25 protein-coding genes are annotated in these 24731 nt (G+C 37.2%); 16 read left to right on the forward strand and 9 right to left on the reverse strand.

From position 1 onward, the window contains the following. The first annotated feature begins 66 nt into the window (after positions 1-66). Positions 67-528 (forward strand): MGDG synthase family glycosyltransferase, encoded by a 462-nt coding sequence (locus ACFSRZ_RS15500; RefSeq protein WP_379667486.1) that lies wholly within the window; start codon positions 67-69, stop codon positions 526-528. On the opposite strand, the gene ACFSRZ_RS15505 is transcribed toward ACFSRZ_RS15500, so the two are convergent. From ACFSRZ_RS15505 to ACFSRZ_RS15520, 4 genes are all read right to left on the reverse strand, one after another. Further along, positions 525-1538 carry a hypothetical protein gene (locus tag ACFSRZ_RS15505; RefSeq protein WP_379667487.1) on the reverse strand — a complete coding sequence of 338 codons (1014 nt, stop codon included), beginning with the start codon at positions 1536-1538 and terminating at the stop codon, positions 525-527. The genes ACFSRZ_RS15500 and ACFSRZ_RS15505 overlap by 4 nt on opposite strands. A gap of 92 nt (positions 1539-1630) precedes the next feature. Then, a complete protein-coding gene (locus ACFSRZ_RS15510; protein ID WP_379667488.1) occupies positions 1631-2245 on the reverse strand; it encodes a pyridoxamine 5'-phosphate oxidase family protein in 615 nt (204 codons plus the stop codon). Positions 2246-2257: 12 nt separating this feature from the next. Next, positions 2258-3202, reverse strand: coding sequence for an MBL fold metallo-hydrolase (locus ACFSRZ_RS15515; protein ID WP_379667489.1), 945 nt, complete (start codon positions 3200-3202; stop codon positions 2258-2260). After that, positions 3202-4263: a branched-chain amino acid aminotransferase gene (locus tag ACFSRZ_RS15520; protein WP_379667490.1), complete on the reverse strand. Its 1062-nt coding sequence runs from the start codon at positions 4261-4263 to the stop codon at positions 3202-3204. Before ACFSRZ_RS15520 ends, ACFSRZ_RS15515 begins: the two co-directional genes overlap by 1 nt. A gap of 120 nt (positions 4264-4383) precedes the next feature. Between ACFSRZ_RS15520 and ACFSRZ_RS15525 the strand changes: the two genes are divergently transcribed. From ACFSRZ_RS15525 to mnmD, 3 genes are read left to right on the forward strand one after another with little or no spacing between them, the layout of a single operon-like run. Beyond that, a complete protein-coding gene (locus ACFSRZ_RS15525; RefSeq protein ID WP_379667491.1) occupies positions 4384-4890 on the forward strand; it encodes a DUF4920 domain-containing protein in 507 nt (168 codons plus the stop codon). Continuing rightward, entirely contained in the window at positions 4890-5303 is a 414-nt protein-coding gene (locus ACFSRZ_RS15530) for a hypothetical protein (protein WP_379667492.1), read from the forward strand. The genes ACFSRZ_RS15525 and ACFSRZ_RS15530 overlap by 1 nt, the downstream gene beginning before the upstream one ends. Position 5304: 1 nt before the next feature. Continuing rightward, entirely contained in the window at positions 5305-5988 is a 684-nt protein-coding gene (mnmD, locus tag ACFSRZ_RS15535) for a tRNA (5-methylaminomethyl-2-thiouridine)(34)-methyltransferase MnmD (protein WP_379667493.1), read from the forward strand. Between the two features lie 20 nt (positions 5989-6008). Here the strand turns inward: mnmD and ACFSRZ_RS15540 are convergent, their stop codons facing one another. Beyond that, a complete protein-coding gene (locus ACFSRZ_RS15540) occupies positions 6009-6734 on the reverse strand; it encodes a DUF1223 domain-containing protein (protein WP_379667494.1) in 726 nt (241 codons plus the stop codon). Between the two features lie 105 nt (positions 6735-6839). On the opposite strand from ACFSRZ_RS15540, the gene ACFSRZ_RS15545 reads away from it, so the two are divergent. Continuing rightward, on the forward strand, positions 6840-6974 hold the full coding sequence (locus tag ACFSRZ_RS15545) for a hypothetical protein (RefSeq protein ID WP_379667495.1): 135 nt from the start codon (positions 6840-6842) through the stop codon (positions 6972-6974). Here the strand turns inward: ACFSRZ_RS15545 and ACFSRZ_RS15550 are convergent, their stop codons facing one another. Together ACFSRZ_RS15550 and ACFSRZ_RS15555 are read right to left on the reverse strand one after the other, a co-directional pair. After that, positions 6975-8102, reverse strand: coding sequence for a glycosyltransferase (locus ACFSRZ_RS15550; protein WP_379667496.1), 1128 nt, complete (start codon positions 8100-8102; stop codon positions 6975-6977). Continuing rightward, a complete protein-coding gene (locus ACFSRZ_RS15555; protein ID WP_379667497.1) occupies positions 8099-8806 on the reverse strand; it encodes a hypothetical protein in 708 nt (235 codons plus the stop codon). Before ACFSRZ_RS15555 ends, ACFSRZ_RS15550 begins: the two co-directional genes overlap by 4 nt. A 346-nt stretch (positions 8807-9152) precedes the next feature. Between ACFSRZ_RS15555 and ruvC the strand changes: the two genes are divergently transcribed. From ruvC to ACFSRZ_RS15570, 3 genes are read left to right on the forward strand one after another with little or no spacing between them, the layout of a single operon-like run. Next, on the forward strand, positions 9153-9704 hold the full coding sequence (gene ruvC, locus ACFSRZ_RS15560) for a crossover junction endodeoxyribonuclease RuvC (RefSeq protein ID WP_379667695.1): 552 nt from the start codon (positions 9153-9155) through the stop codon (positions 9702-9704). Positions 9705-9731: 27 nt separating this feature from the next. Then, positions 9732-10865 (forward strand): radical SAM family heme chaperone HemW, encoded by a 1134-nt coding sequence (gene hemW, locus ACFSRZ_RS15565; RefSeq protein ID WP_379667498.1) that lies wholly within the window; start codon positions 9732-9734, stop codon positions 10863-10865. After that, entirely contained in the window at positions 10862-11608 is a 747-nt protein-coding gene (locus ACFSRZ_RS15570; protein ID WP_379667499.1) for a cyclase family protein, read from the forward strand. The genes hemW and ACFSRZ_RS15570 overlap by 4 nt, the downstream gene beginning before the upstream one ends. Positions 11609-11953: 345 nt before the next feature. Here ACFSRZ_RS15570 and ACFSRZ_RS15575 read toward each other — a convergent pair whose 3' ends face one another. Continuing rightward, the gene (locus ACFSRZ_RS15575; RefSeq protein WP_379667500.1) at positions 11954-12847 is read right to left on the reverse strand and encodes a hypothetical protein; all 894 of its coding nucleotides are present in this window, start codon (positions 12845-12847) and stop codon (positions 11954-11956) included. A gap of 97 nt (positions 12848-12944) precedes the next feature. Between ACFSRZ_RS15575 and ACFSRZ_RS15580 the strand changes: the two genes are divergently transcribed. Further along, positions 12945-13337, forward strand: coding sequence for an MmcQ/YjbR family DNA-binding protein (locus ACFSRZ_RS15580; RefSeq protein ID WP_379667501.1), 393 nt, complete (start codon positions 12945-12947; stop codon positions 13335-13337). Here the strand turns inward: ACFSRZ_RS15580 and ACFSRZ_RS15585 are convergent. Further along, positions 13334-14176 carry an AraC family transcriptional regulator gene (locus tag ACFSRZ_RS15585; protein ID WP_379667502.1) on the reverse strand — a complete coding sequence of 281 codons (843 nt, stop codon included), beginning with the start codon at positions 14174-14176 and terminating at the stop codon, positions 13334-13336. The genes ACFSRZ_RS15580 and ACFSRZ_RS15585 overlap by 4 nt on opposite strands. Before the next feature lie 139 nt (positions 14177-14315). On the opposite strand from ACFSRZ_RS15585, the gene ACFSRZ_RS15590 reads away from it, so the two are divergent. From ACFSRZ_RS15590 to ACFSRZ_RS15620, 7 genes are all read left to right on the forward strand, one after another. Next, on the forward strand, positions 14316-15272 hold the full coding sequence (locus ACFSRZ_RS15590; protein WP_379667503.1) for a dihydrodipicolinate synthase family protein: 957 nt from the start codon (positions 14316-14318) through the stop codon (positions 15270-15272). Between the two features lie 42 nt (positions 15273-15314). Next, positions 15315-16898: an aldehyde dehydrogenase (NADP(+)) gene (locus ACFSRZ_RS15595; RefSeq protein WP_379667504.1), complete on the forward strand. Its 1584-nt coding sequence runs from the start codon at positions 15315-15317 to the stop codon at positions 16896-16898. A gap of 11 nt (positions 16899-16909) precedes the next feature. Next, positions 16910-18643: a DUF885 domain-containing protein gene (locus ACFSRZ_RS15600; RefSeq protein ID WP_379667505.1), complete on the forward strand. Its 1734-nt coding sequence runs from the start codon at positions 16910-16912 to the stop codon at positions 18641-18643. Next, positions 18636-19646 (forward strand): 4-hydroxyproline epimerase, encoded by a 1011-nt coding sequence (locus tag ACFSRZ_RS15605; RefSeq protein ID WP_379667506.1) that lies wholly within the window; start codon positions 18636-18638, stop codon positions 19644-19646. The genes ACFSRZ_RS15600 and ACFSRZ_RS15605 overlap by 8 nt, the downstream gene beginning before the upstream one ends. A 102-nt stretch (positions 19647-19748) precedes the next feature. Next, positions 19749-22007, forward strand: coding sequence for a S9 family peptidase (locus ACFSRZ_RS15610; protein ID WP_379667507.1), 2259 nt, complete (start codon positions 19749-19751; stop codon positions 22005-22007). A gap of 62 nt (positions 22008-22069) precedes the next feature. After that, a complete protein-coding gene (locus ACFSRZ_RS15615; protein ID WP_379667508.1) occupies positions 22070-23314 on the forward strand; it encodes an NAD(P)/FAD-dependent oxidoreductase in 1245 nt (414 codons plus the stop codon). A gap of 119 nt (positions 23315-23433) precedes the next feature. Continuing rightward, on the forward strand, positions 23434-24729 hold the full coding sequence (locus tag ACFSRZ_RS15620; RefSeq protein ID WP_379667509.1) for an aminopeptidase P N-terminal domain-containing protein: 1296 nt from the start codon (positions 23434-23436) through the stop codon (positions 24727-24729). Positions 24730-24731 lie beyond the last annotated feature (2 nt).

Here is a 24731-nt window from a genome sequence, read left to right on the forward strand (position 1 = left end):
AGTAAAAACACCTGATTTTAAAAAGAAGGATTATTTCTTAACCGAAAAAGTGTAGCTTTATACATTATGGAATATAGAACTTCACGAAAACCACAAAAGAACACCGGAGCGCGAAGAGTCATCAGAAAAGGATGGGCTTGGGCACGTTGGTTGATGATTCCTGTTGTTGCCTTTGCTATTCCTCAATCTTTAGGCTCCTATATTTGGATTAACCTACTTATTATAGCTGTAGGAGTAGGACTGTTTTTTGTGTTCAAAAGAGCCAGAAGAATTGAGCACGATGATGAAAATGTATACATCATTCGTGACAAAAAAGAAAAAGCAATTCCTTTTACAGATATTATCAGCATCAAAAGAAGTGCGACAAAAGTAAATGGAGAACGCTTTTGGAAACTAAGATATAAAGATGGGGCAAAAGAAAGAACCATTCGTTATTTTAGGCTATTCTTCAACAAAGAATTTCAAGAAGCGGTAAAAGAGAAAAATCCGGAAGTGGTTATTTGGACACACCCGCATTTCAATCATTAATCTTCTGAAGGAACTATTTTAGTAATGGTGTTGATAGCTCTTACATCATAATAAACAGTCACTTCCTGATTGTTTGCTTTCTGAACAACATCATCTACATACAATTCAAAATTCATTGTTACACCCTCTGCAGAAGTAATAGTTACTTTGCTGGGAAGATCGCCGGAAAGACTTTGAGCGCCTTTTATGGTTCCGGTAATTTTTTTCCAACTCGAATCCAATTCAGGAGCATATTCTCCATACAGAGACTTTCCTTTGAAATGAATATCATAAAGCGATTCTTCAAGTTCGCTGGTGTAGTAGATGGTTGCGTATTTCCCCGGCAGATTGTTTAAGGTTTCCCCATCAATAGAAACAGCTTCAATATTCAAGTTAAAGTCTTGAGTAAAGTTTCGCTCAACAAAATCTACAGTAAGAATATACATTGGATATACCCCGTCTTCAAACTTTTCTACCTTTCCGTATTCACGAAGTACATCATCATCATCAACATCAACATCGTAGTTATCCTCGTCTGTATATTCTTCTATCTCATTATCGATCACTACCCATTTTTTTTCAAAATAGAGCTTTCTCTTTTTTCCTTGGGCATCTTCTATTTCTGTTTCTATAAAACTCTCGTGAGTATCATTTAAATAAGTAATCTTTGTGTCGGTCATGTCATGAGTGCTGTAATAAGCACCGAGCTCTAAATCAAAAGGGTTTCCTTCGACATCATTGGTAAAGATGGAAAAAAGAATCAATCTTTTGGAATTGGTATCGGGTTTCTCATAACCATAAAAACGATGATCTTTTCTCATCTGAGCATCCAAAGCAAATTCACCTGATTTGGAGTCTACATAGGCTTTGGTCACATTGTTGCCTGATTCCAAAACTGATGTTGTATTTGCATTCTCAATACTATCGAGTTCTGGTGTTAAGTGAGACTTTTTCTTTTGAGGCTCTGACTTACAATTGACAAAAAGAGCGGTGCATAAAAGCAACAATAATAGAGAAATGCGAAAATTCATAGCCAAAAGTTAATGGTTTGATTCAAAGTTAATTAAATTATCTTTTGAAATCTTTTCAACTTTTAAAATTCCCGAAAAACAGGTATTTACGCCTAGAGGTCTTTTTGATAACGTTTGATCATTTCTTCACGAGTTTCCGGAGTTTCAGAAGAATTCAATTGATCTTTTAACATTCTTCCCATCGTAGGAAAATCTTTAGGGTCAATTTTATAAGTCTCTTGCCATAAATGAGAACGCATCAAAGCTTTGGCACAGTGTAAAAAGATTTCTTCTGCGTTAATTACCAAACAGGTGATAGGTTGCTTGTCTTCGTCTTTAAACAGAGCTAAAATACTTTCTTCTGTGGTGATGTGTGCAGTTCCGTTGATTCGTAAAGTTTCATCAATCCCCGGAATTAAAAAGATCAATCCCACATGACCGGTTTCTACAATATTGGTCAAACTATCTACTCGATTGTTTCCTTTGGCATCAGGAATGATCAATGTGTTGTTATCTACAACTTTTACAAAACCTGAATTTCCACCTCGAGGAGAAACATCCATTTTCCCTTCTTTACTGATGGAAGAAAGCAATAAGAAAGGAGAGTTAGCAATAAAGTTTTTTGAGTGTTTTTCAAGTGTGCTCAGCACTTTCTTTTCTGCTCTACCTTTTGGAAAACCATAGATTTCTCTTAGCTGTTCGGTAGAGGTAATTTTGGAGTTGATCATGCAATTGATTTTTTAGAGAGCATACAGGTCTCCTTCACTAGCCACTTTAAATCCTGACTTTTCTAGAGCTTTACGCTCTTTAGAATTGGGTTGTAAAGCAGGATTTGTATGGTTAAAATGAATAAAGATGACCTTGTTTTTTATCTCTGTAGGTTCGTTTTGAAACAAAGTTACGGTTTCTTCAATAAACGGATGAGGCACTTCACTCATAGGCCTGTTAATCTCACCATCCTTTAAAAAAGTAGCATCCAAAAAGGCATAATCTACCTTTTTAACTTCTGCAACGATATCCTTCTTCCACAAATTCCATTTATTGATGTCCGGAATAAAGAGCGCTGTTTTGTTCTTACCTTCAATTTTATAGCCTACCGTTTCAGAAAACTCATCTCTATGCGGCACCAAAAAAGGAGTTACTTTTAAAGAAGCAGATACTTGAATAGTACTGTCTTTTTTCAGGTCGTTGAAAACAATGTTTTGAAGATCGATTAGCTGACTCCAAGGCCCGTTGTTGGTTAAGAACTCTATCATTTTAGGCATGGCATAAACAGGAATATCTTTTTTACCTAAAGCCTCCCTTCCAAAATACATGAGTCCGGCGTAATGACCAATATGCGCATGGGTAAGAAAAACACCATCAATAATAGTTTCTTTTTGTAGATGATTGCGTTCTAGATCATCCAGTTGCGTAGAAATATCAGGTGTTGCCTCGAAGATGAATTTTTTTTGATCTTCTTTGTCTATCAACCCTAAAGAAACAACCTTTTGCTTTTGAGATCTTCCTTCGTAAAAATTGGTACAACATTCTCGTTGACATCCAATATGTGGATATCCACCATCTTGAGCAGTTCCTAAAACAGTAATGTACTGTGGAGACTGAATACTTTTTGCAGTTTCCGACTTCTTTTCATCACATGAGAAGAGAAGAATGGAAAGCAGAAAAAGTAAGTAGTGTTTCATTAAGATATTTTAAATCTCCAATTGTGAGGGTCTTCAGCTTTGTTATACTGAATATTCATTAGCTTTTCTTTGAATAAAGTAGCATAAGAATCTTCCATTTTAGGAAGCTCATAGGTGCTACCAGCATGTTCAAATCCGGCAATAGGATTGATCACCGCAGCAGTTCCGGCTCCAAAGATCTCTTTTAAAGAACCATTTCTTGCAGCTTCTTTGATCTCGGCTACAGGAACTCTTCTTACTTCAACATCTACTCCGGCATCCTGCGCCAACTGAATCACAGATTTACGAGTTACACCATCTAAGATTCTATCATTGTTAGGAGCTGTGATCAACTTATCGTTAACTCTAAAGAAGATATTCATAGTTCCGGCTTCCTCTAAGTATTCGTGAGTGCTGGCATCTGTCCAAATAATCTGTTGGTATCCTCTTTCGTGAGCTAAGCTTGTAGGATAGAACTGAGCTGCATAGTTTCCGGCAGCCTTAGCATAACCTACACCACCGTCTGCAGATCTACTAAATTTCTCAGCAAACAATACTCGTACTTCCTGACTGTAATATGCTTGTGCAGGAGATAAGATGATCATGAATTTATACTCTTCAGCAGGAGAAGCAGCAATAGCTCCTTCTGTTGCAATTACAAACGGACGAATATATAATGAATTTCCCCATCCTTTTTTTACCCAATCTTTATCTAGTAAGATCAGTTGCTTTAGTCCTTCAAAGAAAAAATCTTCCGGAAATTCAGGAATGGCAAGTCTAGCTGCAGATTTGTTAATTCTGGCATAGTTCTCATCCGGTCTAAATAAGAAAAGCTCATCATTGTCATCTCTATAAGCCTTCATTCCTTCAAAAACAGCTTGCCCATAATGGAAAACTCTTGCAGAAGGTTCCATGGTAAGAGGAGCATAAGGAACGATCTTAGGATTAGACCATTTTCCGTCCTTAAAATCACACTCAAACATATGATCTGTAAAGACACGCCCGAATTGCAAGTTGTTAAAATCTACGTCGTGAATTTTAGAAGTTTTTGCAGGAGTAATTTGAATGTCTTTTACCATCATTAGATTCTTTGTGAAGAGGGTGCAAATGTACAACATTTTGTTCGCTTTTTTAAGAAAACCTTACAGGCTTTTTTAATCTAAACAACTATCTTTGTTTTGTTATAAAAATCAATTAAAAGAATGAAAAAGCTAGTATTATTAGCTGTTTTATTGGCAACAACTGTTGCTTGTAAAACAAACAAAGAGGAGAAAAAAAACAAAGAAAAAGAAACGGTAGCTGTAGCCTATGACTCTTTTGGAGACAAGATTACAGATGCAGACTACTTATCAGCTGCAGATGCCTATGCAAAGTACCAAACATTAAAAGCAGGAGACACGCTTAACATTAAGTTTGCTTCTAAAATTAATGAAGTATGCTCTAAGAAAGGATGTTGGATGAAACTTCCTGCAGGAGACACAGACGAAACCATCATGGTGCGTTTTAAAGATTATGGATTCTTTATGCCTTTAGATTCAAAAGGAAGAGAAGTAATCGTAGAAGGAAAAGCATTTGTAAAAGAGGTTTCTGTTGATGAGTTGAAGCATTATGCAGAAGATGCCGGAAAAAGCGAAGAAGAGATCGCAAAAATTACAGAGCCAAAATTAGAATTGGCATTTGAAGCTAACGGGGTGTTGATGAAGCAATAATGAAAAAGCTTCTTATTACAGGAGTTCTTTTGGTGTTTTTCTCTTCATGTAAAAAAGAGAAAGTGTCAAAAGAGCCAATGGTATATCAACCATCTGAAATGGCTGCTTTGATGAATCGAATGTATGAAGAGAATGCAAAGATCAAACAGCAAATTTTAAATGGAGAAACTCCTGAAAATTTCCCTGAAGAATATTTGAAAATTCATACAGCTACGCTGACAGATCCTTCGGATAGAACTTCGCAATTTCGACAGTATTCAGACCTGTATCTTAACAACCTTAGAGACATTTTTGAGACGCCGAAAGATTCGTTAAAGTTAGAGTTTAACGAAGTGATCAATAGCTGTATTGCATGTCATCAAACAACTTGTATAGGACCCATTCCTAGAATTAGAAAATTATTGATACGCTAGATTGAAGCGAGAAATTATCATAACATCGGATGGTTCTACAACCATTCATTTACCGGATTGGAACGAGCAATACCATTCTAAGCACGGAGCCATTCAGGAGGCTTATCACGTGTTTATCAGGCATGGATTGGATGCTGTTCCAAAAACGGAAATTTCCATTCTTGAAGTTGGATTCGGAACCGGACTCAACGCATTCATTACTTTTTTAGAGACTCAAAAAAAAGAGTTGAAAATTCAATACACAGGAGTAGAAGCCTATCCTGTAGCGATAGAGGAGGTGAATCAGTTGAACTATGTTTCAGAACTGAAAGCCGAAAAGTTTTCTGATGCTTTTGTGAAAATTCATTCTGTAGAGTGGGAAGCTATGCATGAGATAACTGCGAATTTCCACCTAGAAAAAAGAAAATGTTTCTTTCATGAACTCAAAGAAGCCAATGCGCACGACTTGGTGTATTTTGATGCATTTGGTGCTCGCGTACAACCGGATCTTTGGACAGAAGAGATCTTTGCGATCATGTACAAAGCATTGAAAGTAAATGGAGTTTTAGTTACCTATTCAGCCAAAGGCTCTGTTCGTAGAGCCATGCAAGCTGTAGGCTTTCAAGTAGAAAGATTACCCGGGCCACCAGGTAAAAGAGAAATGTTGCGAGCCACAAAAGTGGCGAGCGATATTCAACGTAGTTAAATGTTGCGAGCCATTAAGATTTAGATAGCCGTTTGGTTGGCTCCCGTAATTTCCAAATCCTCATTTTGTACAAACCCAATAATAGAAATTGCTCCTTTTTCTTTTAAAGTTGAAGAAGGAATGGTAAGCGATCCGCTCTTTTTATTTCCCAATTCAAGAACAAGCTCATTAAGCACAACATTACTATTTGTCAAGGTTCGATTTCTATTTTCACCTCTTTTAATTTGAGTTGTGTGTTTATTCAGAACCAAAGCTAGTTTCAACTTCTTTCCTTTAAGCTCACCTGAAATATTATAATTGACCAAAAGATTTCCTTTCGCATCTTTTTGCGTGGAGAGTGCTATGTTGTTTTGAGCATCTTTTTTTAAGTAGTTTTTAATCTTGCGTCTCAATCGAGAACCATCAGAACCTACAAAATGCTCTTTTCCATTTACTACAATTTGTGGAGTGTACACTTGTCTTTCTCTAAATTGATCGGCATATCTGTACTGAATCTCAGTGAATTCTCTTTTGCTAAATGGGTCTTTCCATCCTAAACGATCCCAGTAATCTACGTGATACGACATCACAAAAACATTTTGATCCTTGTATTCTTCTTTGATCTTTCCAACCAAAGCATCAGCAGGCGGACAACTACTACATCCTTGAGAAGTAAATAATTGAACAATCACAAAAGGTTTGTCTGTAGTCTCTGGTTGTGTTGAAAAGAAAAGCAATGGGAATAATAGGAATGTGATATATTTCATACGGGATTTCGATTTTCTGATGAGTCGGAATGATTTTTGCTACATAACACGACAGATTACTTAATAAACGTTAAATTTTTATCTTAGTACCCTTAAAACTAACCTATGGAGTTTCAAAGAAAGTTCGGAAAGAGAAAGCGATCCAATCCTAGAAGAGGAATCATGTTGGTCATACTCTTGTTTATTGTATTGATCTTGTGGTTTTATGCAGAAAGCCTAATAGAAAGACTGTTCAGCTAGCTATTTTTTAAAATCTCTGCCTTTCCAGTGATAATTGCTTGTAAGTGTTTTTATTACAATATAAACGCTAAAGAAAGGATATAGTAAACTGCCTAAAAAGTAACCCCTTATCTTCTTTTTCTCTGATTGATAAAAGACTGCTGTTCTTTTGATCAATAGGAAATCCACAAGAAATTTCGAAACTAAAATAATGGCGTAAAAAAGAGAGTTTCTATCAGACCACAAAAGCGCAAGCAAAGAAAGTGAAAAGATGAGGTTGGTTAAAAAGACCATAACACCTACAAATTTTCCAAAACTTAACTGATAAGAACTCGACTTGGCTGCCCAACGAATTCTTTGATGAATGACACGTTTCCAAGACAACAAAGGAAAAGTAGTAACGATGGCCGATTTGGATTTCAAAAACTGAACCTGATCAGGATATTTTTTCAAAAACTTTTCGAATAAGAAGATGTCGTCGCCACTTGCAATATTGGAGTTTCCATCAAAACCATTGAGCTCATGAAAAACATCCTTTCGATAAGCCAAGTTGGCCCCATTACACAAAAAGGGCTTTCCAATGCCAAAACCTCCTACAGTAGAACCTTGCAGACTCAAAAAATCCAACAATTGAAAGCTTTCTAAAAAAGAACCTGTTCTGCTTAGATAGCTTACCGGTCCTGCTATCATTTTAGGTTCTTTGCTTTGAATGAATCCGGAAAAAGTCTTTAGCCAATTTTGCGAGACGCTACAATCTGCATCTGTGGTAATGACCCAGTCGTATGATGCTTTGTTGATGGCTGCAAGTATTGCATCTTTCTTTGGAGAAAGAGAGGTTCTTTGATTGTTGATGATTTGATATTGAATAGCATCATTTTGCAATTCCTGATGAATAATCTTTACAGAATCATCCGAAGAATCATCATCCACAAAAAGACATTCAAAATGATCTCTGGAATATGAAAGTTCTTTTAAAGATTGTAAAAGTATAGGGAGGTTTTGTCCTTCATTTCGAAAAGGAATGATCACAGAGAATCTTTCATTACTGGAATTTACATTACTTTCAAAATTTTTGATCTTATTGAATCCGTAGACGAAAGAAAGAATCAATATCAGGTAAATACTTGTTATGAAAAGCAGTAAGATCATTCGTCTTTGATAGGTTTGAATGTAAGTACAAAGTAGCTCCCCAAAAGAGCAGGTATAGCAAAGTTAAGAATCCACATCAAAGAAACGGTCGCTAAAATAGGAGCAAATTGCACATAGCCCAACCAGCTAAAAACAAAAACACTTACCGATCCTTTCAAAGCAACATCAAACAAAGACAACATAGGAACTATAGAAGCAATTAAATACATGCTGGTAATACATGCCATGGCATCTATATATGCAATGTCAACTTCAAAGATCATCAAGAGGAAATAGAACTGATGCGAGAAAACAAGATAACGCAAAAAAGCTAATAGGAGTACTGATCGATTGTTTTGAAGCTTCCAAAACTCTTTAACTCGTTGCAGCCATTTTATCTTCTTGATTAGAAACGTTGCTAAAACAAACGCTACTAGAATTGCCAGAACAACAACAATGATCCATTCTGTATATATGTCAAGTCGATCATAATAGTTGGGAAGATATAGGATACCTATGCAACCTAAGACAAGAGTTACCAATAGCTGATAAAAATTGCCTGCAAAATTTAAGAATAGAATTTTCTTGCGGTGCTCTTTTTTGTAGTACAAAGCTTTGGCACCATATTCTCCAATACGATTGGGAGTGATCAAAGAAAATGTAAGAGAGCTCAATGATTGTTTGGCAGCTTCAAAGAAAGAAACTCCCTGAACGCTTTTAACCAATACCTGCCATTTTTTAATTTCAAAGAACCAATTCAAAAAACTGAACACAAATAAGAGCCCGATATTTTTAAGCGAAAAAAGCTCAGAGTTTTTTATAAAATGGATAAAGCTTTGAAAATCTAAATCTTGATCCAATTGGAAAAATAGAACAATACAATAGATACAGGCAATTACTATCAATACTTTGAAGGCAAGCCACAAGAATTGATTAGATTTGTATGAAGTTGAGCCGAGCATTGTTCGCAAAATAGGAAATAATCGTCATTACGAGGAGTAAAAAAGCGAAGTAATCTTATCTTACATAAAGATTGCTTTATTGCATTCGAAATGACCAAAACAGAATCATCTGAAAACAGAAAAAATCATTTTAGGAATTGACCCGGGAACTACCATTATGGGGTTTGGTTTGATCAAGATCAAAGGGAAGAAGATGGAGTTTTTGCAGTTGAATGAACTGCATTTGAAGAAATATGACGATCACTACCTGAAACTGAAATTGATTTTCGAACGTACTGTTGAGTTGATCGATACCTATCACCCGGATGAGATCGCTATTGAAGCGCCCTTTTTTGGAAAGAACGTACAATCTATGCTAAAGTTAGGAAGAGCGCAAGGAGTAGCTATGGCTGCGGGGTTGTCTCGTGAAGTTCCTATTACAGAATATTCTCCTAAGAAAATAAAAATGGCCATTACCGGAAACGGAAATGCCAGCAAAGAGCAAGTAGCCAAAATGCTACAGAGCTTATTAGGCTTAAAAGAACTCCCTAAAAACTTAGATGCAACAGATGGATTGGCAGCAGCCGTTTGTCATTTTTACAATTCAGGAAAAAAAGTAGGAGGCAAAAATTACACAGGTTGGGCAGCGTTTGTAAAACAAAACCAAGACAAATTGGCTTAACTGATCATTGATAATTGATAACTGAAAATGGCCGGTATTTATATCCATATTCCTTTTTGTAAGCAAGCCTGTTATTATTGCGATTTTCATTTTTCTACTTCACTAAAAAAGAAAGATGAATTGGTCGATTGTTTGGTAAAAGAGATTGAGCTAAGAAAAGAGGAATTGAATGGAGCCATCGTTGAAACCATATATTTTGGAGGAGGTACACCAAGTATCTTATCACAGCAGGAGATCGATAAGATCATCAAATCAGTATACCAGTATCACACAGTAATTCAGGAACCTGAGATTACCTTAGAAGCCAATCCGGATGATTTAAACAAAGAGAAGATCATCGAACTTTCCAAATCACAGGTCAACCGATTGAGTATTGGAATTCAATCTTTTTATGAAGCAGATTTAAAATTGATGAATCGTGCTCACAATGCAAAAGAAGCAAAAGAATGCTTGTCTATAGCCTCTCGCTATTTTGAGAATATTTCTGTGGATTTGATCTACGGAATTCCCGGTTTGTCACATGATGCCTGGAGAGAAAATATTCACACAGCATTGTCTTTTAGCGTTCCGCATATTTCCAGTTATGCCTTAACCGTAGAGCCTAAAACAGCTTTAGAATCCTTTATTAAAAAAGGAGTGATCTCAGAAGTTGATGATGAGCAATCTCAAGAACAATTTCATATACTGATCGATGAATTGGAGAAAGCCGATTTTGTTCATTATGAGCTGTCTAATTTCGGAAAGGAAGAGTTTTTCAGTAAGAACAACTCAGCCTATTGGCTGGGAAAACCCTATGTAGGAATAGGGCCTTCAGCACATTCATTTGACGGGATTCAAAGAAGTTGGAACATTAACAACAATTCGAAATACATCAAAGCAATTCAAGAAGGAAAATTGCCTATTGAAAGAGAAACCTTGTCTACAACAGATCGGTATAATGAGTATATTATGACAGGTTTACGAACCGTTTGGGGCGTTTCTTTAGAGAAAGTAAAAACCGACTTTGGAGAAACGTATTTCGAATACCTGATGCTACAATCTGAGAAGCATCAAAAGGAAGAATTGTTGTATATTGAGGATGGAAAACTCAGAACAACACAAAAAGGCAAATTCTTGTCAGACGGAATTGCCTCTGATTTATTTAAACTCAACTTATCTTGATAGCACAAATACACTACAACTCCAGAAAATACTCTATAGATCTTAGTAAGCCCATTGATATTTCTATTCCGTTGAGAGATGGAACAGAGAATGTGAGCGCTTGGTATTTAGATCCGCCTAAGATCTTTCCGGTACGTTCAGAAGATTGGGTGGGCTGCGTAAAGGAAGGTGGTGATGTGAATTTTAACAACATCCATTTCAATCCACACTCTCATTGTACGCATACAGAAACGGCCGGACATATTACCGAAACTGTACATTCGATTAATAAATATCTAAATCAGTTTTTCTTTTTGGCTGAGGTAGTTACCATTCCGCCGGAAAAGCAAGAAGACGATTTTGTGATCACCAAAAGACAACTGCAATTTGCTTTAGGAAACAAAAAACGAGACGCCATTGTAATCCGTACGTTGCCCAATTTGGACGATAAGAAAAATACAAACTACTCACATACCAATCCGCCTTATTTGTTAGAAGAAGCAGCTATTTATTTGAGAGAAAAAGGAATCAAACATCTACTGATTGATATGCCTTCCGTAGACAAAGAAAAAGACGAAGGAAGATTATCCGCTCACAATGCTTTTTGGGACACAGAAGGTAAACTACGTTTAGATGCTACGATTACCGAATTCATTTTTGTTCCCAATTCTGTAGAAGACGGAACCTATTTTTTAAACTTGATGGTGGCTGCTATAGAAAACGATGCGAGTCCAAGTAAGCCGGTATTGTACAAGCCTGAGTAATTGTGTTAGATGAATGATGAAATAAATACCAGTTTGACTAATTTCTTGAAATTAGGTGTTTTGTCTGCTGTCTCTTGGTTGATTTTTTATTTGATAGATAATTCAGAAAAGCTGAATCGATTATTTTTTACAAATCAAGTTGGAGAGTCTTCTAAAAAAATTGAAGGATTTTTAATGATATCAATTATTAAGTACTCCTTATTTATAGCTGGATTGGTGATCTCAATGTTTTTAGTGTACACGATTGTGAAAAAAATCAAAACCTAAGCCAGTACTTTTTTGATTAAAATAATAAATAATAGGTTTGAAACACAGGTCAAGAACCTTTCTAGATGGAGTGATGCTTTATTCTATTTTAATATAAAATTTCTTTCTAGCATTTAAAACCTCTCTAATGCATAGGAAGCTTAAAATAAAAGCTATTATGCCAATAGGGAGGATGTAAATCAGTTTCATTCGAGCTAAAATTATTGTGAAGAGAATAGAAGTTAAAGGAATAAGTAATTGTATAGTGCCTAATATAAATCCTAACTTTCCAGGATGGAAAAAAACCCATGAAATTCCTTCTGTCATTTTGGTTGAAACCTTGGACATGGCTTTTGCTATACTTAAAAACATTAATAAAGGCCCTATAATAAAATATGATATAAGAATTATTGCTAAATCAGTATTTACTCTCTCGTTAAGGATAGGAAGCTCTATATAGGTTTTAATATCTTCATTTACTTTTGATAGTGGAGCATTAGTTTTTAGTTTGGTAGATTCCCAATGGCTCTTGATTATATTAATTTGGTTAAGTAATTCTAATCTGTCTTCTTGAATGAAAATCTGAGGCCTTGCAGAAACTCCTTTTTTTAGAAGAGTAGAATCTTCGATTTTAGCTAAATAGAAATTATGATCACGTAAGGCTTCTGCAAAATCTTGGCTGGGTTTGATTATTTTATTTGATTCGAAATTAAATAACATTTTAGGTTCATCTCTTTCAATTGCAAGGATTTGTCCTATGGTTGTATTTTCGAATGGTTTTAACCCATTATTTATTTGATTTTTTGCATTTTGAACAAATAGATTGGTGTTTTCTAGAGATTTTAGATTTCTTAAGTCTGAAGTGATCTCATATATTTTCTGAGCATTCTTATAAACATTGGCAGGCTTTTTATAAGCTGACCAACCTAAAATTAAACCGCTTAAAATAAGTATGTTCAAAATTATTCTAGCTCTTTTGATTAACTCTTCCATTTCTTAGTTGGTTTTTAAGTGTAAATTTATGTATTTCAATTATATATGTGGATTTGTGTAGTTTTTTTTAAGATAAAAAGATTTTTATCTTGCTGCTATGAATATCGAACAACTCCGTACTTATTGCATCTCCAAAAAAGCAACCACAGAAGAATTTCCTTTTGATAATGATACTCTGGTATTTAAAGTGTTAGGAAAGATGTTTGCCATGGTTCCTTTAGATCGATGGGAGAGAGGGAAGGAAATTGCCATCTTCAAGCTTGATCCCGAATGGACCATAGAACTCAGAGAGTCTTATGACGGAGTTATAGGTGGGTTTCAACAAGGAAGAAAACCAGATGCCAGATATGTGCGTACCAAGCATTGGAATACGGTTGAGATGAACAAGGATGTATCCGATACTTTTTTAGAAGAAATTATTGACCATTCCTACGATTTGGTTGTCTCTGGTTTTACCAAAAAGATGAAAGCTGAGTTTGATGCTCTTTAAAGTATATTGCGATATCTCGAAGGCGTTTTCCCTTTGATGTCTTTGAACTGCCTGTTGAAGTTCGATAAATTCCCAAACCCACATTGATAAGCTACTTCAGATATAGGAAGTTCTTTTTTGTTCAGCAATAACTTACAAGCATTTTCAATACGCAATTCCGTTAAGAACTGTACATAGGTTTTGTTGGTACGTTTTTTAAAGTATTTACAAAATGCATTTTTGGTCATAGAAGCCACTTCGGCGATCTTATCTAAGGTAATAGCCTCGTCAAAATGATTCATGGTGTAATTCATTACATCACGCATGCGTTTTCCTTCGTTTGCAGAATAGTTCTTTTTGTATACAAATGAAGAGAGTGGTTGCTTTTTCGCTTTTGTGATCAACTTCAGAATACGAAGCAAGGTAACAAAGCGCTCCAATTTGCTACTGCCTTTTAAAGAAGTAAATGCTTCCTCTAAAGATGCTTTGTTAGAAGTAACCTTAAAACCATTAGCAATTCGTGTAAAGAAAGATTGTATTTCCGAAAGCTCTTCCAGATCAAAGAACTCATCACCAAAACTGTCACGAGTAAAGAATAAAGTGAGCATCAATGATTTTTTCTCCGGATTAGGCTCGCTTTTAAATACATGAGGTAGATTCCCATCAAAAGCCAACACATCCCCTTTCTTATAATTAGAAATCGTATCACCAACCACCAAAGTTCCTTCCCCTTCAGCAATATAACTCAGCTGAATTTCTTCGTGCTGATGTAGCTTGTCGTAGAAGACATATTCATGATCTTCTTGATAGATCAAAGCATCATTTGTAGGCTTTGGAATTTGAAATGGTAATACTTTCATGTGGCTAATATATGCAAATACTACTCTTAATTTATGTTAAATTAAATTTTTTGGATAATATTTTATTACAGATGGATAAAAAAGAGCTAAGAATTCACTCTATATCGAAATAACTTTACCATCTCAAAAAAACAATAAAATGAGCATGCAATGGAATGGCGTAATGCCAGCAGTGTTTACATGGTTGAAAGAGTCAAAATCAGGCTCTCTTGAAATTGACTTTGATGCAACACAAAAACAAGCAGCAGGTATTTTAAAAGCTCAAGGAAAGGGCGGAAGCAGAATGTGCGGACTTGTCGGTTCTGGAACCCTGGGTGAGAATAGCTACCTCACTACCAAGCAGCGTCTTTCTTTACTTAAATCCCTTTCTGAGGTGTCTAAAGAATACAATGTCCCGTTGATTAGCGGAGCGGCAGCAGAAACTAAGGAAGAACTTGTTAAAATCGTTGAAGGACTTGCAACAGTTGGAGTAGATACAGTCATGGTCATGCCACCAAAAACTAAGGCAGTTCCTTCTGAAAAAGAAATGTATGAGTACTATGCACTTTCTGAAGCAACTGCAAAAGATGTAGGCGTAGCCATTATGCCTTATAACAATCCTGATGCAGCCGGTTATCATGCGCTCTCAACTGAGCTTCTTCTAAAGCTTGCTACTCTTCCTAATGTAACTGCACTAAAAATATCAACTATCGATGTTTCAATCATTGAAACGATGATGTTAGCTAACAAAGATTTAAAAATTTTGGCAGGAGTAGACACGGTCACTGTACATGCAGGACTCGCAGGAGCAAGTGGTGGGATTACAGGTGTAGGTTGTATCTTCCCAAAAGCAAGTGTTACGATGCAGGAGTATGTTTTAAATGGAGAATGGGCTGAGGCAAACAAAATTTCTCAGGCTTTAAATTCATTATCGTACCTTGATGCACAGCCATTGCTTATGGAGTATCTTAAGCTTGCTATGGGAATTCATCACAATGATATTGCTGGTGGGCTTCGTACTTTTGGTAAGAAATTAACTCAACAGCAAATTGATGATGTCCATGCACGATACATTCTGGCAAAAGAAAGACTTGAAGTTCTGGACTTAATAGGTTAAGCCTTTCAAAGTATTTAAAAAAACACTTTAAAATAAGTAAGAATGATTACTGGGAAAAATTATATAGGAAATCAATTATCAGCAAACGGAAGCAAGACTTTCAAAACGTTCAATCCTGTTTCAAATACAGAAAATGAGCAGGTATATTCTGAAGCTTCAGTAGAAGAAATTCATGAAGCTGTGGCATTAGCATCACAAGCATTCGCAGAATTCAGAAGCATTTCAGGAGAAAGAAAGGCAGCGTTTTTAAACGCCATTGCAGATGAGATCCTAGCTTTAGATACAGAATTAATCCAAACCTACTGCTCAGAAACCGGTTTGCCGGAAGGAAGAGCCATGGGGGAACGCGGAAGAACCGTATTTCAATTAAGAACATTTGCAGACTTAGTTGCCGAAGGCGATTGGGTTGAAGCAACCATTGATACAGCGATTCCGGATAGAACGCCGATGCCAAAACCGGACGTAAGAAAATTACTAATTCCTTTAGGGCCTGTAGTTGTCTTTGGAGCAAGTAATTTCCCGTTGGCATATTCAACAGCAGGAGGAGATACAGCAGCTGCGTTGGCAGCAGGATGTCCTGTGATTGTAAAATCACACCCAATGCATGCCGGAACCGGAGAATTGGTAGCATCTGCAATTGTAAAAGCAGCAGAGAAAACCGGAATGCCAAACGGAGTATTCTCTAATTTGAACAGTAGCGGAATTGAAGTAGGAGTTGAGTTGGTAAAGCATCCGGGAGTAAAAGCTGTAGGATTTACAGGTAGTATCCGTGGAGGTAGAGCTTTATTAGACCTAGCTGCACAAAGAGAAGAACCAATTCCTGTGTTTGCTGAAATGGGAAGTATTAACCCTGTGGTAATTTTACCGGAAGCTATACAAAACAGAGGTGAAGCTTTGGCAAAAACCTATGCAGGATCTATCACCTTGGGAACAGGGCAATTTTGTACAAACCCGGGGTTGATCTTAGGAATAAAAAGCGACGAATTAACTGAATTTACTCAGAATTTAGGAAAAGATATTTTAGAAATTCAGCCTTCAGTAATGTTGCACCCAAATATTGTGGGAGCTTATGAAGCAAATAAAAGCAAAGCACTTTCTCAATCAGATGTAACCATCGTTGCAGATTATGAGAGTGATGTACAAAGCAACTATGCAAGGCAAGTAATTACTACGGTAGAAGGAAAGACTTTCTTAGAAAACCCAACACTACATCAAGAAGTATTTGGTCCATTCTCTTTGGTCGTGCAATGTGAAGATGCTACCCAATTAGAAACCATCATCAAAGGATTAGAAGGTCAATTAACAGGAACATTGATTGCAGAGAACAGCGAAGCAAACGAATATCAAGATGTAATTGCAGCATTGCAAAACCGAGTAGGTCGATTGATCTACAATGGAGTTCCTACCGGAGTAGAAGTATGTCCGTCTATGGTACATGGAGGACCGTATCCTGCTTCAACCGACAGCCGTTTTACAGCAGTAGGTGTGAGTTCTATCAAACGTTGGGCACGACCTTTCAGTTATCAAGATTGGCCAAACGATTTGTTACCGAGTGAATTAAAGAATGAAAACCCTTTAAACATTACAAGAACTCTTAATGGAGCACTGAGCAAGGAAACTATTTAAAAATACATATTATGAACTATTTGCGATCATTATTGGTCATTATTTTATTCTCGTTTATTCTTGGTTGCACCAATAATGATCAAAATAGTTCTACAAGAGAATTGATTAAGTTGGTTGATAAGTACCAAGACCACGAGGGGTATGACCGAAAGGCATACCCTTTGGGTCTTTTTACGAGAGACTATTACAAATCAGAAGCAGAATTTGCACAATCGATCTTAGATGAACTTTCAGGATTGGACACCAAAAGTTTAAAAGAAACAGATCGTATCTCGGCAGAACTTCTCAAGTTTGTATTGCAAGACAAGATCGACTATTATGAATTTGAACGATTCTTAAACCCGCTACTTTCTGACTCCGGTTTTCATAGTAGTTTGAACTACCAGATCAGATCGATAAGCAATTACAAACAAGCTGTCAATTATTTAAACAAGCTGAATGCAATTCCCGAATTTGTAGCTCAGCATTTTGTCAATTTAAGAGAAGGCTTAGATAAAGGAGTTTCTCAACCTAAAGTGATCTTCAAAGGATACGAATCTACGTATGATGATCATATTGTAGCCAATTACCAAGACAGCTATTTCTATTCGCCATTTAAGAACTTACCAAGCAGCCTTAGTCAAACACAAAAAGATTCTGTATTGAAGGCGGCTAAGGAAGCGATTGAAAAGAATGTTGTACCACAATTTAAAAAGATCAAAATATTCTTTGAAACCGAGTATTTCCCAAAAACAAGAACCAATTTAGGAGTTTCTGAGACTCCCAACGGGAAAGAATACTATCAAAACAGAATCAACTTTTACACAACAAGTACAAAATATACGGCAGAAGACATCCATCAAATTGGGTTAAAAGAAGTTGCACGGATCAAAGCAGAAATGCAAAAGATCATCAAAGAAGTGAACTTTAAAGGAAGCTTTGCCGACTTCTTGAAATTCTTGCGTACCGATGAACAATTCTATGCCAAAACACCAAAAGAACTGTTGATGATTGCCAGAGATATGGCAAAACGTGCCGATGCACAATTACCAAGATTCTTTAAAACATTGCCAAGAAAACCTTACGGAGTGGCACCAGTACCGGATGCCATTGCTCCCAAATATACCGGAGGAAGATATATTCCGGCAGGAAAAAACAGTACAAACCCTGGATATTACTGGGTAAATACCTACGATCTACCAAGCAGGACTTTATATACCCTGCCTTCTCTAACAGTACACGAGGCGGTGCCAGGTCACCATTTACAAGGATCTTTGAACAACGAGTTGGGAGATAGTATTCCACAGTTTAGAAAAGACTTGTATCTCTCTGCTTATGGAGAAGGTTGGGGTCTATATTCAGAATTTCTTGCAGAAGAAATGGGAATGTACACGACACCTTACGAGCACTTTGGAAAGTTAACATATGAAATGTGGAGAGCTTGTAGATTGGTGGTAGATACCGGAATTCATGCCAAAGGATGGACACGTGAGCAAGTGGTAGATTTTATGAGTTCCAATACAGCCTTATCATTACATGAGGTGAATACAGAAACAGATCGATATATCTCGTGGCCCGGACAAGCATTGTCTTATAAGATCGGAGAGTTAAAGATCAGAGAACTAAGAAAAAAAGCCGAATCGGAATTGGGTAGCAAATTTGATATCAGAGAGTTTCACGAGATCATTTTAGAACAAGGAACTGTGACGCTAGCCATTCTGGAATCGAGAATCAATAATTATATAGAGAAAACGAAGAATGAGTAGAAAGACCTTTTTTTGTGTCGATGCGCATACCTGTGGAAACCCTGTAAGAGTGGTAACAGGAGGAGGCCCTAACCTTGATGGGGCAAATATGAGTGAGAAACGTCAACATTTCTTAAAAGAATACGATTGGATCCGTAAAGGATTGATGTTTGAACCGAGAGGACATGATATGATGAGTGGATCGATTTTGTTTCCACCTCACAATCCGGAAAATGATTTTGGAATCTTATTCATAGAAACTTCAGGTTGCTTACCTATGTGCGGACATGGAACCATAGGAACCATCACCATCGCCATTGAAGAAGGATTGGTAACGCCTAAAATTCCGGGGAAGATCAGAATGGAAGCCCCGGCAGGATTGGTAGAGATCGAATATCAGCAAACAGGAAAAAAAGTAGACTGGGTACGATTGACCAATGTAAAAAGTTATTTAGCAGCAGAAGGATTGACCGTGCATTGCCCTGATCTGGGAGAATTGACGTTTGATGTGGCTTATGGCGGAAATTACTATGCAATTATAGATCCGCAAGAAAACTTCTCAGGAGTTCAGGATTTTACAGCCAGTAAGATCGTACAATACTCGCAAGTAGTAAGAGAGCGAATCAATAAACGATATCCAAATATGTTCATCCACCCTGAGAATGATACCATCAGAGATGTAAGCCATATGCTGTGGACAGGTGATACCATCGATCCAAATTCATCAGGAAGAAATGCGGTCTTCTACGGAGATAAAGCCATCGATAGATCGCCTTGTGGTACAGGAACATCAGCAAGATTGGCTCAGTTACATGCCAAAGGCTTATTGAAAAAGGGTGAAGAATATATTCACGAGAGTTTTATTGGGAGCACGTTTGTAGGACGTGTAGAAGAAGAAACAGAATTAGATGGCAAACCAGCTATCGTTCCAAGTATAAAAGGATGGGCCAAAGTATACGGGTACAATACCATCATCATAGACGATGAAGATGATCCGTATGCACATGGATTCCAAGTGATATAAATTAGTCATGTCAGTTCAAATGTTTTGAAATTGTCACCTCGAGCGGAGTCGAGAGGTAATTTTAGAATTCAGAATATACGATACGACAAAACAACACATCTTATGAAAAGATTATACATAGCTGCATTGTTTACTTTTTGCAGTATTTTCAGCAGCAATGCGCAACAAGTCACACAAGAGAATTATAAAAGCGCGGTTAGTTTTTTGTATAACAATTACAATAACAAAACAGCCTTTAACCTATTTACCAATGCTTACTGGTTTGAAGACAATTCAGGAATCTGGTTTGTAGATTACAGCAAAGAAGGTATGACTTACAAAACAGTCGACTTCAAGAAAAAGAAAGTTTCGGCACTTTTCGATCATCAGAAATTAGCCACGGCTCTCGAAAAGTTTTTAGGAAACAAAGTAGATGCTTCTCGTTTGTTGCTGTCAGATATCCAAAGAACCAAAGAAGGAAACTTAACTTTCAATATAAGTCGAAAAAATGTTGAGGTCAATCTCAAAACCTATGCTATAAAAGAACAAGAAAAAGAAGGTGTAACATCCGGTAGCCCCTACGAGAGCAAATCTCCTGATGGAAAGTGGATTGCCTATACCAAGGGTTACAACTTGTTTATCAAGTCAACCGAGACCAATGAAGTGTATCAACTTAGTTCCAAAGGGAAAAAAGGATATGAATACGCTTCATGGTACGGTTGGTATGACAAAATGGAAGGAGAAAATGGAGAAAGACCCAGACGTTTTTATGTAGATTGGTCAGAAGACTCTAAATGGATCTCGACCAGTATTGTAGATACTCGTAATGCAGAGAAGATGTACTTATTGGATTGGAGTATTGATAGCTTATACAAACCTAAATTACTATCCTATTTCCGAGGTTCTCCGGGTGATACAAACATGGTACATATAACTCCGGTATTCTTTAATGTAGAAACGAAGAAAGAGTTAAAAAGTAATTTACCAACTGCTACACACATCAACTCTGTAGGAACCGATTGGATGGAAGCATCCGGGAAATTATTGGCAAGCTATGCAGAAAGAGGATACTTAAAGCAATATGTGAAATTAGTAGACCTGAATAACGGAACAGAGCGTACCTTGATAGAAGAAACCAGTGATACAGGAATTGATAATTTCGAATACAGAAGTTTAGAAGAAAAAGGAAAATTGATCTTTTTATCTGAAAGAAGCGGATGGCGTCAGTTGTATATGGTTGATATTGCTTCCGGAGTAACTACAGCTTTAACACAAGGAAACTATTATATCAACTCCATTCAATATATCGATGAAAAGAACGAAACGGTTTATTTCTTAGCTTCCGGAAAAGAAGAAGGAAACAATCCGTATCATCAGCAGCTATACAAAGTAAACTTTAAAGGAAAAGTAAAATTACTGACTCCTGAAAAAGTACACCACATCATCAACTTTTCTAAAGATGGAAAATACTTTGTAGACAACTATTCAACCATACAAATAGCAAACAAAACAGCCTTACGTTCAGCAAAAACAGGAAAGATCATTGCCAATCTTACCGTAGCAGATATCTCAGAAGCAAAGAGCAGAGGATATCAAGTACCTGAAACCTTCAGTACTACTGCAAAAGACGGAAAGACAACGATCTACGGAGCCTTTTGGAAACCTACAAATTTTGATGCCAGCAAATCTTACCCGATCATTGATGCTACGTATACAGGACCACATACACAACGTTTTCCAAAATCGTTTGGAGGTGTGTTTAGCGAGCAATCGTTGGCAGAATTAGGATTCATTGTTGTTCGTGTAGATGGATTGGGAACTTCAGGACGTTCCAAAGAGTTTCACGATCACTCGTACAAGAACATGGGCAACAATTTGCAAGATCACGTTTTAGCGATCAAAGAATTGGCAAAGAAACACTCGTGGATTGATGGAAACAGAGTAGGGATCTTCGGACACTCAGCAGGAGGATTCGACACAGGAAGAGCCTTATTGGCATTCCCGGATTTCTACAAAGTAGGAGTAGCGAGTTCTGCCGATCACGATTTTAGAATGGAGAAAGCATGGTGGCCTGAGATGTACCAAGGGTGGCCTGTAGACGAAACCTACGAGAACGTATCTAACATTACCAATGCTAAGAACCTAAAAGGAAAATTATTGCTTACGCACGGAGGAATTGACGATAACGTAAACCCGTCAGCAACCTTTAAATTAGCAGAAGCATTGATCAAGGCAGATAAAGATTTCGATTTATTAATTTTACCAAGTCAGCGACACGGATACAGAGGAATTCACAGTCAATATTTCACCAAAAAGCGTTGGAATTACTTTGTAGAGCATCTGTTAGGTGCCAAACCGATCTGGAATTTTAAATGGGAATAAAACAATGATCAGTGAACAATAATCAATGATAAATGATCATTGTTCATTAAATAATTGATTGAATGAAACATTGCGTAATTATTGGAGGAGGAATTATAGGGTTGAGTACAGCTTACTACCTTCAAAAGGAAGGGCACAAAGTAACCGTAATTGATAAATCCAATTTTTCAGAAGGAGCCTCTTATGTCAATGCAGGGTATATTACCCCTAGCCATATCATATCGTTAGCCGCACCGGGAATCATTACCAAAGGATTGAAATGGATGTTGAATCCGGCCAGTCCTTTTTACGTAAAGCCTCGTTTGGATGCTGATTTTTTAAAATGGTCTTTGGCCTTTAAACGATCTGCAAACAAAAGAAAAGTAGCAGAGTCTATTCCGGTGATCAAAGACATCAATGTGTTTAGTAGAGAATTGTATCAGGAGATGAAAGACTCCGGTGATTTCGATTTTCACTATGAGCATAAAGGATTGTTGATGGCTTACAAAGATGAAAAAGTAGGAGAAGAAGAATGGGAAGTAGGACAAAAGGCTATTGAGTTAGGACTAAAAGTAGAAAGCCTATCTGCAAAGCAAGTAGCAGAATTAGAACCTAAAGCTAATTTGGATGTAAAAGGAGCTGTGTATTTTCATTCTGATGCCCATATGACACCGGCAGATTTTATGAAGGATATGTTAGCCTATTTAAAATCTAAAGGAGTACAGATCTTAGGAGAAGAAGAGGTAAAAGATATTGAGGTTTCAGGAGATGCTATTAGCAGAGTCATTACAGATAGAAGAAGGTTGGAAGCCGACGAGTTTATATTGGCAGCAGGAAGTTGGACTTCTTTGCTATCAAAAAAACTAGGCATTAAAATACTATTGCAAGCCGGAAAAGGATACCGTATCAATGTTGAGAGAGAAACCAATATTACTTTGCCAACTATTTTGTGTGAGGCGAAAGTAGCGGTAACACCTATGGACGGATATACGCGTTTTGCAGGAACGATGGAGATCGGTGGAATCAATCATAAGATCAATCCCGTTCGTGTAAATGCCATTGCCAAAGCCGGGCAAGAATATTATCAAGGATTGAGTATCAACGAAGAGGAAAAATCCGATGCACAATGTGGATTGCGCCCTTTAACACCGGACGGATTGCCATACATTGGAAGATCATCTAAATGCAAGAATTTGATCTTGGCAACAGGTCATGCTATGATGGGATGGAGTATGGGGCCGGCTACAGGAAAGCTGGTAACGGAGATCATTTCTGAGCAAAAAGCATCGGTAGATTTACAGCCGTACCATCCGGATCGAAAGTTTTAAAATTCAATACAGAGATGTCACCTCGAGCGGAGTCGAGAGGTCTCTAATAATAAGACAGATCTCTCGACTCCGCTCGAGATGACAAGGTAAAAACAGAAAACAAACAACTAATTTTATATATGCGTTATTCTCAAATTCCCAATGCACTGTTCATCAAAAATCGTCAGAACTTCATTGCTCAGATGAAACCCAATACCATTGCGATCTTAACTTCCAATGATGTAAAACATACGAATGCTGATGATGTAATGGGATTTGCCCAGAATAACGACCTTTTTTACTTAAGTGGAATCGATCAGGAAGAAACCATCTTGGTATTGTATCCTGATGCTTACAAAGAAGAGAATCGCGAGATTCTGTTTGTAAAAGAAACCAACGAACATATCAAGATTTGGGATGGAGAAAAACTCACCAAAGAGCAAGCCTCAGAAATCTCGGGAATCGATCGTGTAGAGTGGGACAATGATTTTGAAACTCTACTGCAATACATGGCGTTTGAAGCTGATGGATTCTACTTAGGTCACAACGAACATTTGAAACGTACCACCAAAGATCAGGAAACACGACAAGACCGAATGATCCAATGGTGCAAGCAAAAATATCCTTTGCACGACTATCATCGTGCGGCCAAGATCACTCGTGATCTACGTCCGATCAAATCCAAAACAGAAGTAGACCTGATCCAAAAAGCAGCGGATATCAGTATAGAAAGTTTTCACCGTGTATTAAAAGCTGTAAAACCCGGTATCAAAGAATACGAATTGGAAGCAGAACTCACCTATAACTTGGTCAAATCAGGAGGAACGCGTCATGCGTTCAAACCCATTGTAGCCTCAGGAAAAAACGCTTGTGCATTGCATTACAATACCAATGATGCCATATGCAATGACGGTGATATGATCCTGTTAGATTTTGGAGTATGCTATGCTAATTATAATAGTGATACCACACGTTGTTTTCCGGTAAACGGACATTTCTCAGACCGACAAAAAGAAGTATACAGCGCTGTGTTGCATTGTTTGAAAGAAGGAAGCAAATTACTAAAACCGGGAATTAGACATGCCGATTACGAGCAGCAAATGGCAAAATTGGTAGAAGAACAATTGATCGGTTTGGGATTGTTGGATGCAGATGCTGTAGCCAAACAAGACCCGAAAAAGCCGTTGTATAAAAAATACTTTATGCACGGAACCGCACACCATATCGGGTTGGATGTGCACGATGTAGGATTGTATTCCAGAACCATCGAAGCAGGTATGGTCTTTACTTGCGAACCCGGAATTTACATTCCTGAAGAAGGGATTGGCTGTCGTTTAGAGAACGATTATCTAATTACCGAAGAAGGAAATACCAACTTAACCGCTGCGATGCCTATAGAGATCGAAGACATCGAAGCATTGATTCAAAACGCATAATT

This window comes from Pseudotenacibaculum haliotis, assembly GCF_042684245.1.
In the GTDB taxonomy this organism is placed as follows: domain Bacteria; phylum Bacteroidota; class Bacteroidia; order Flavobacteriales; family Flavobacteriaceae; genus Polaribacter; species Polaribacter haliotis_A.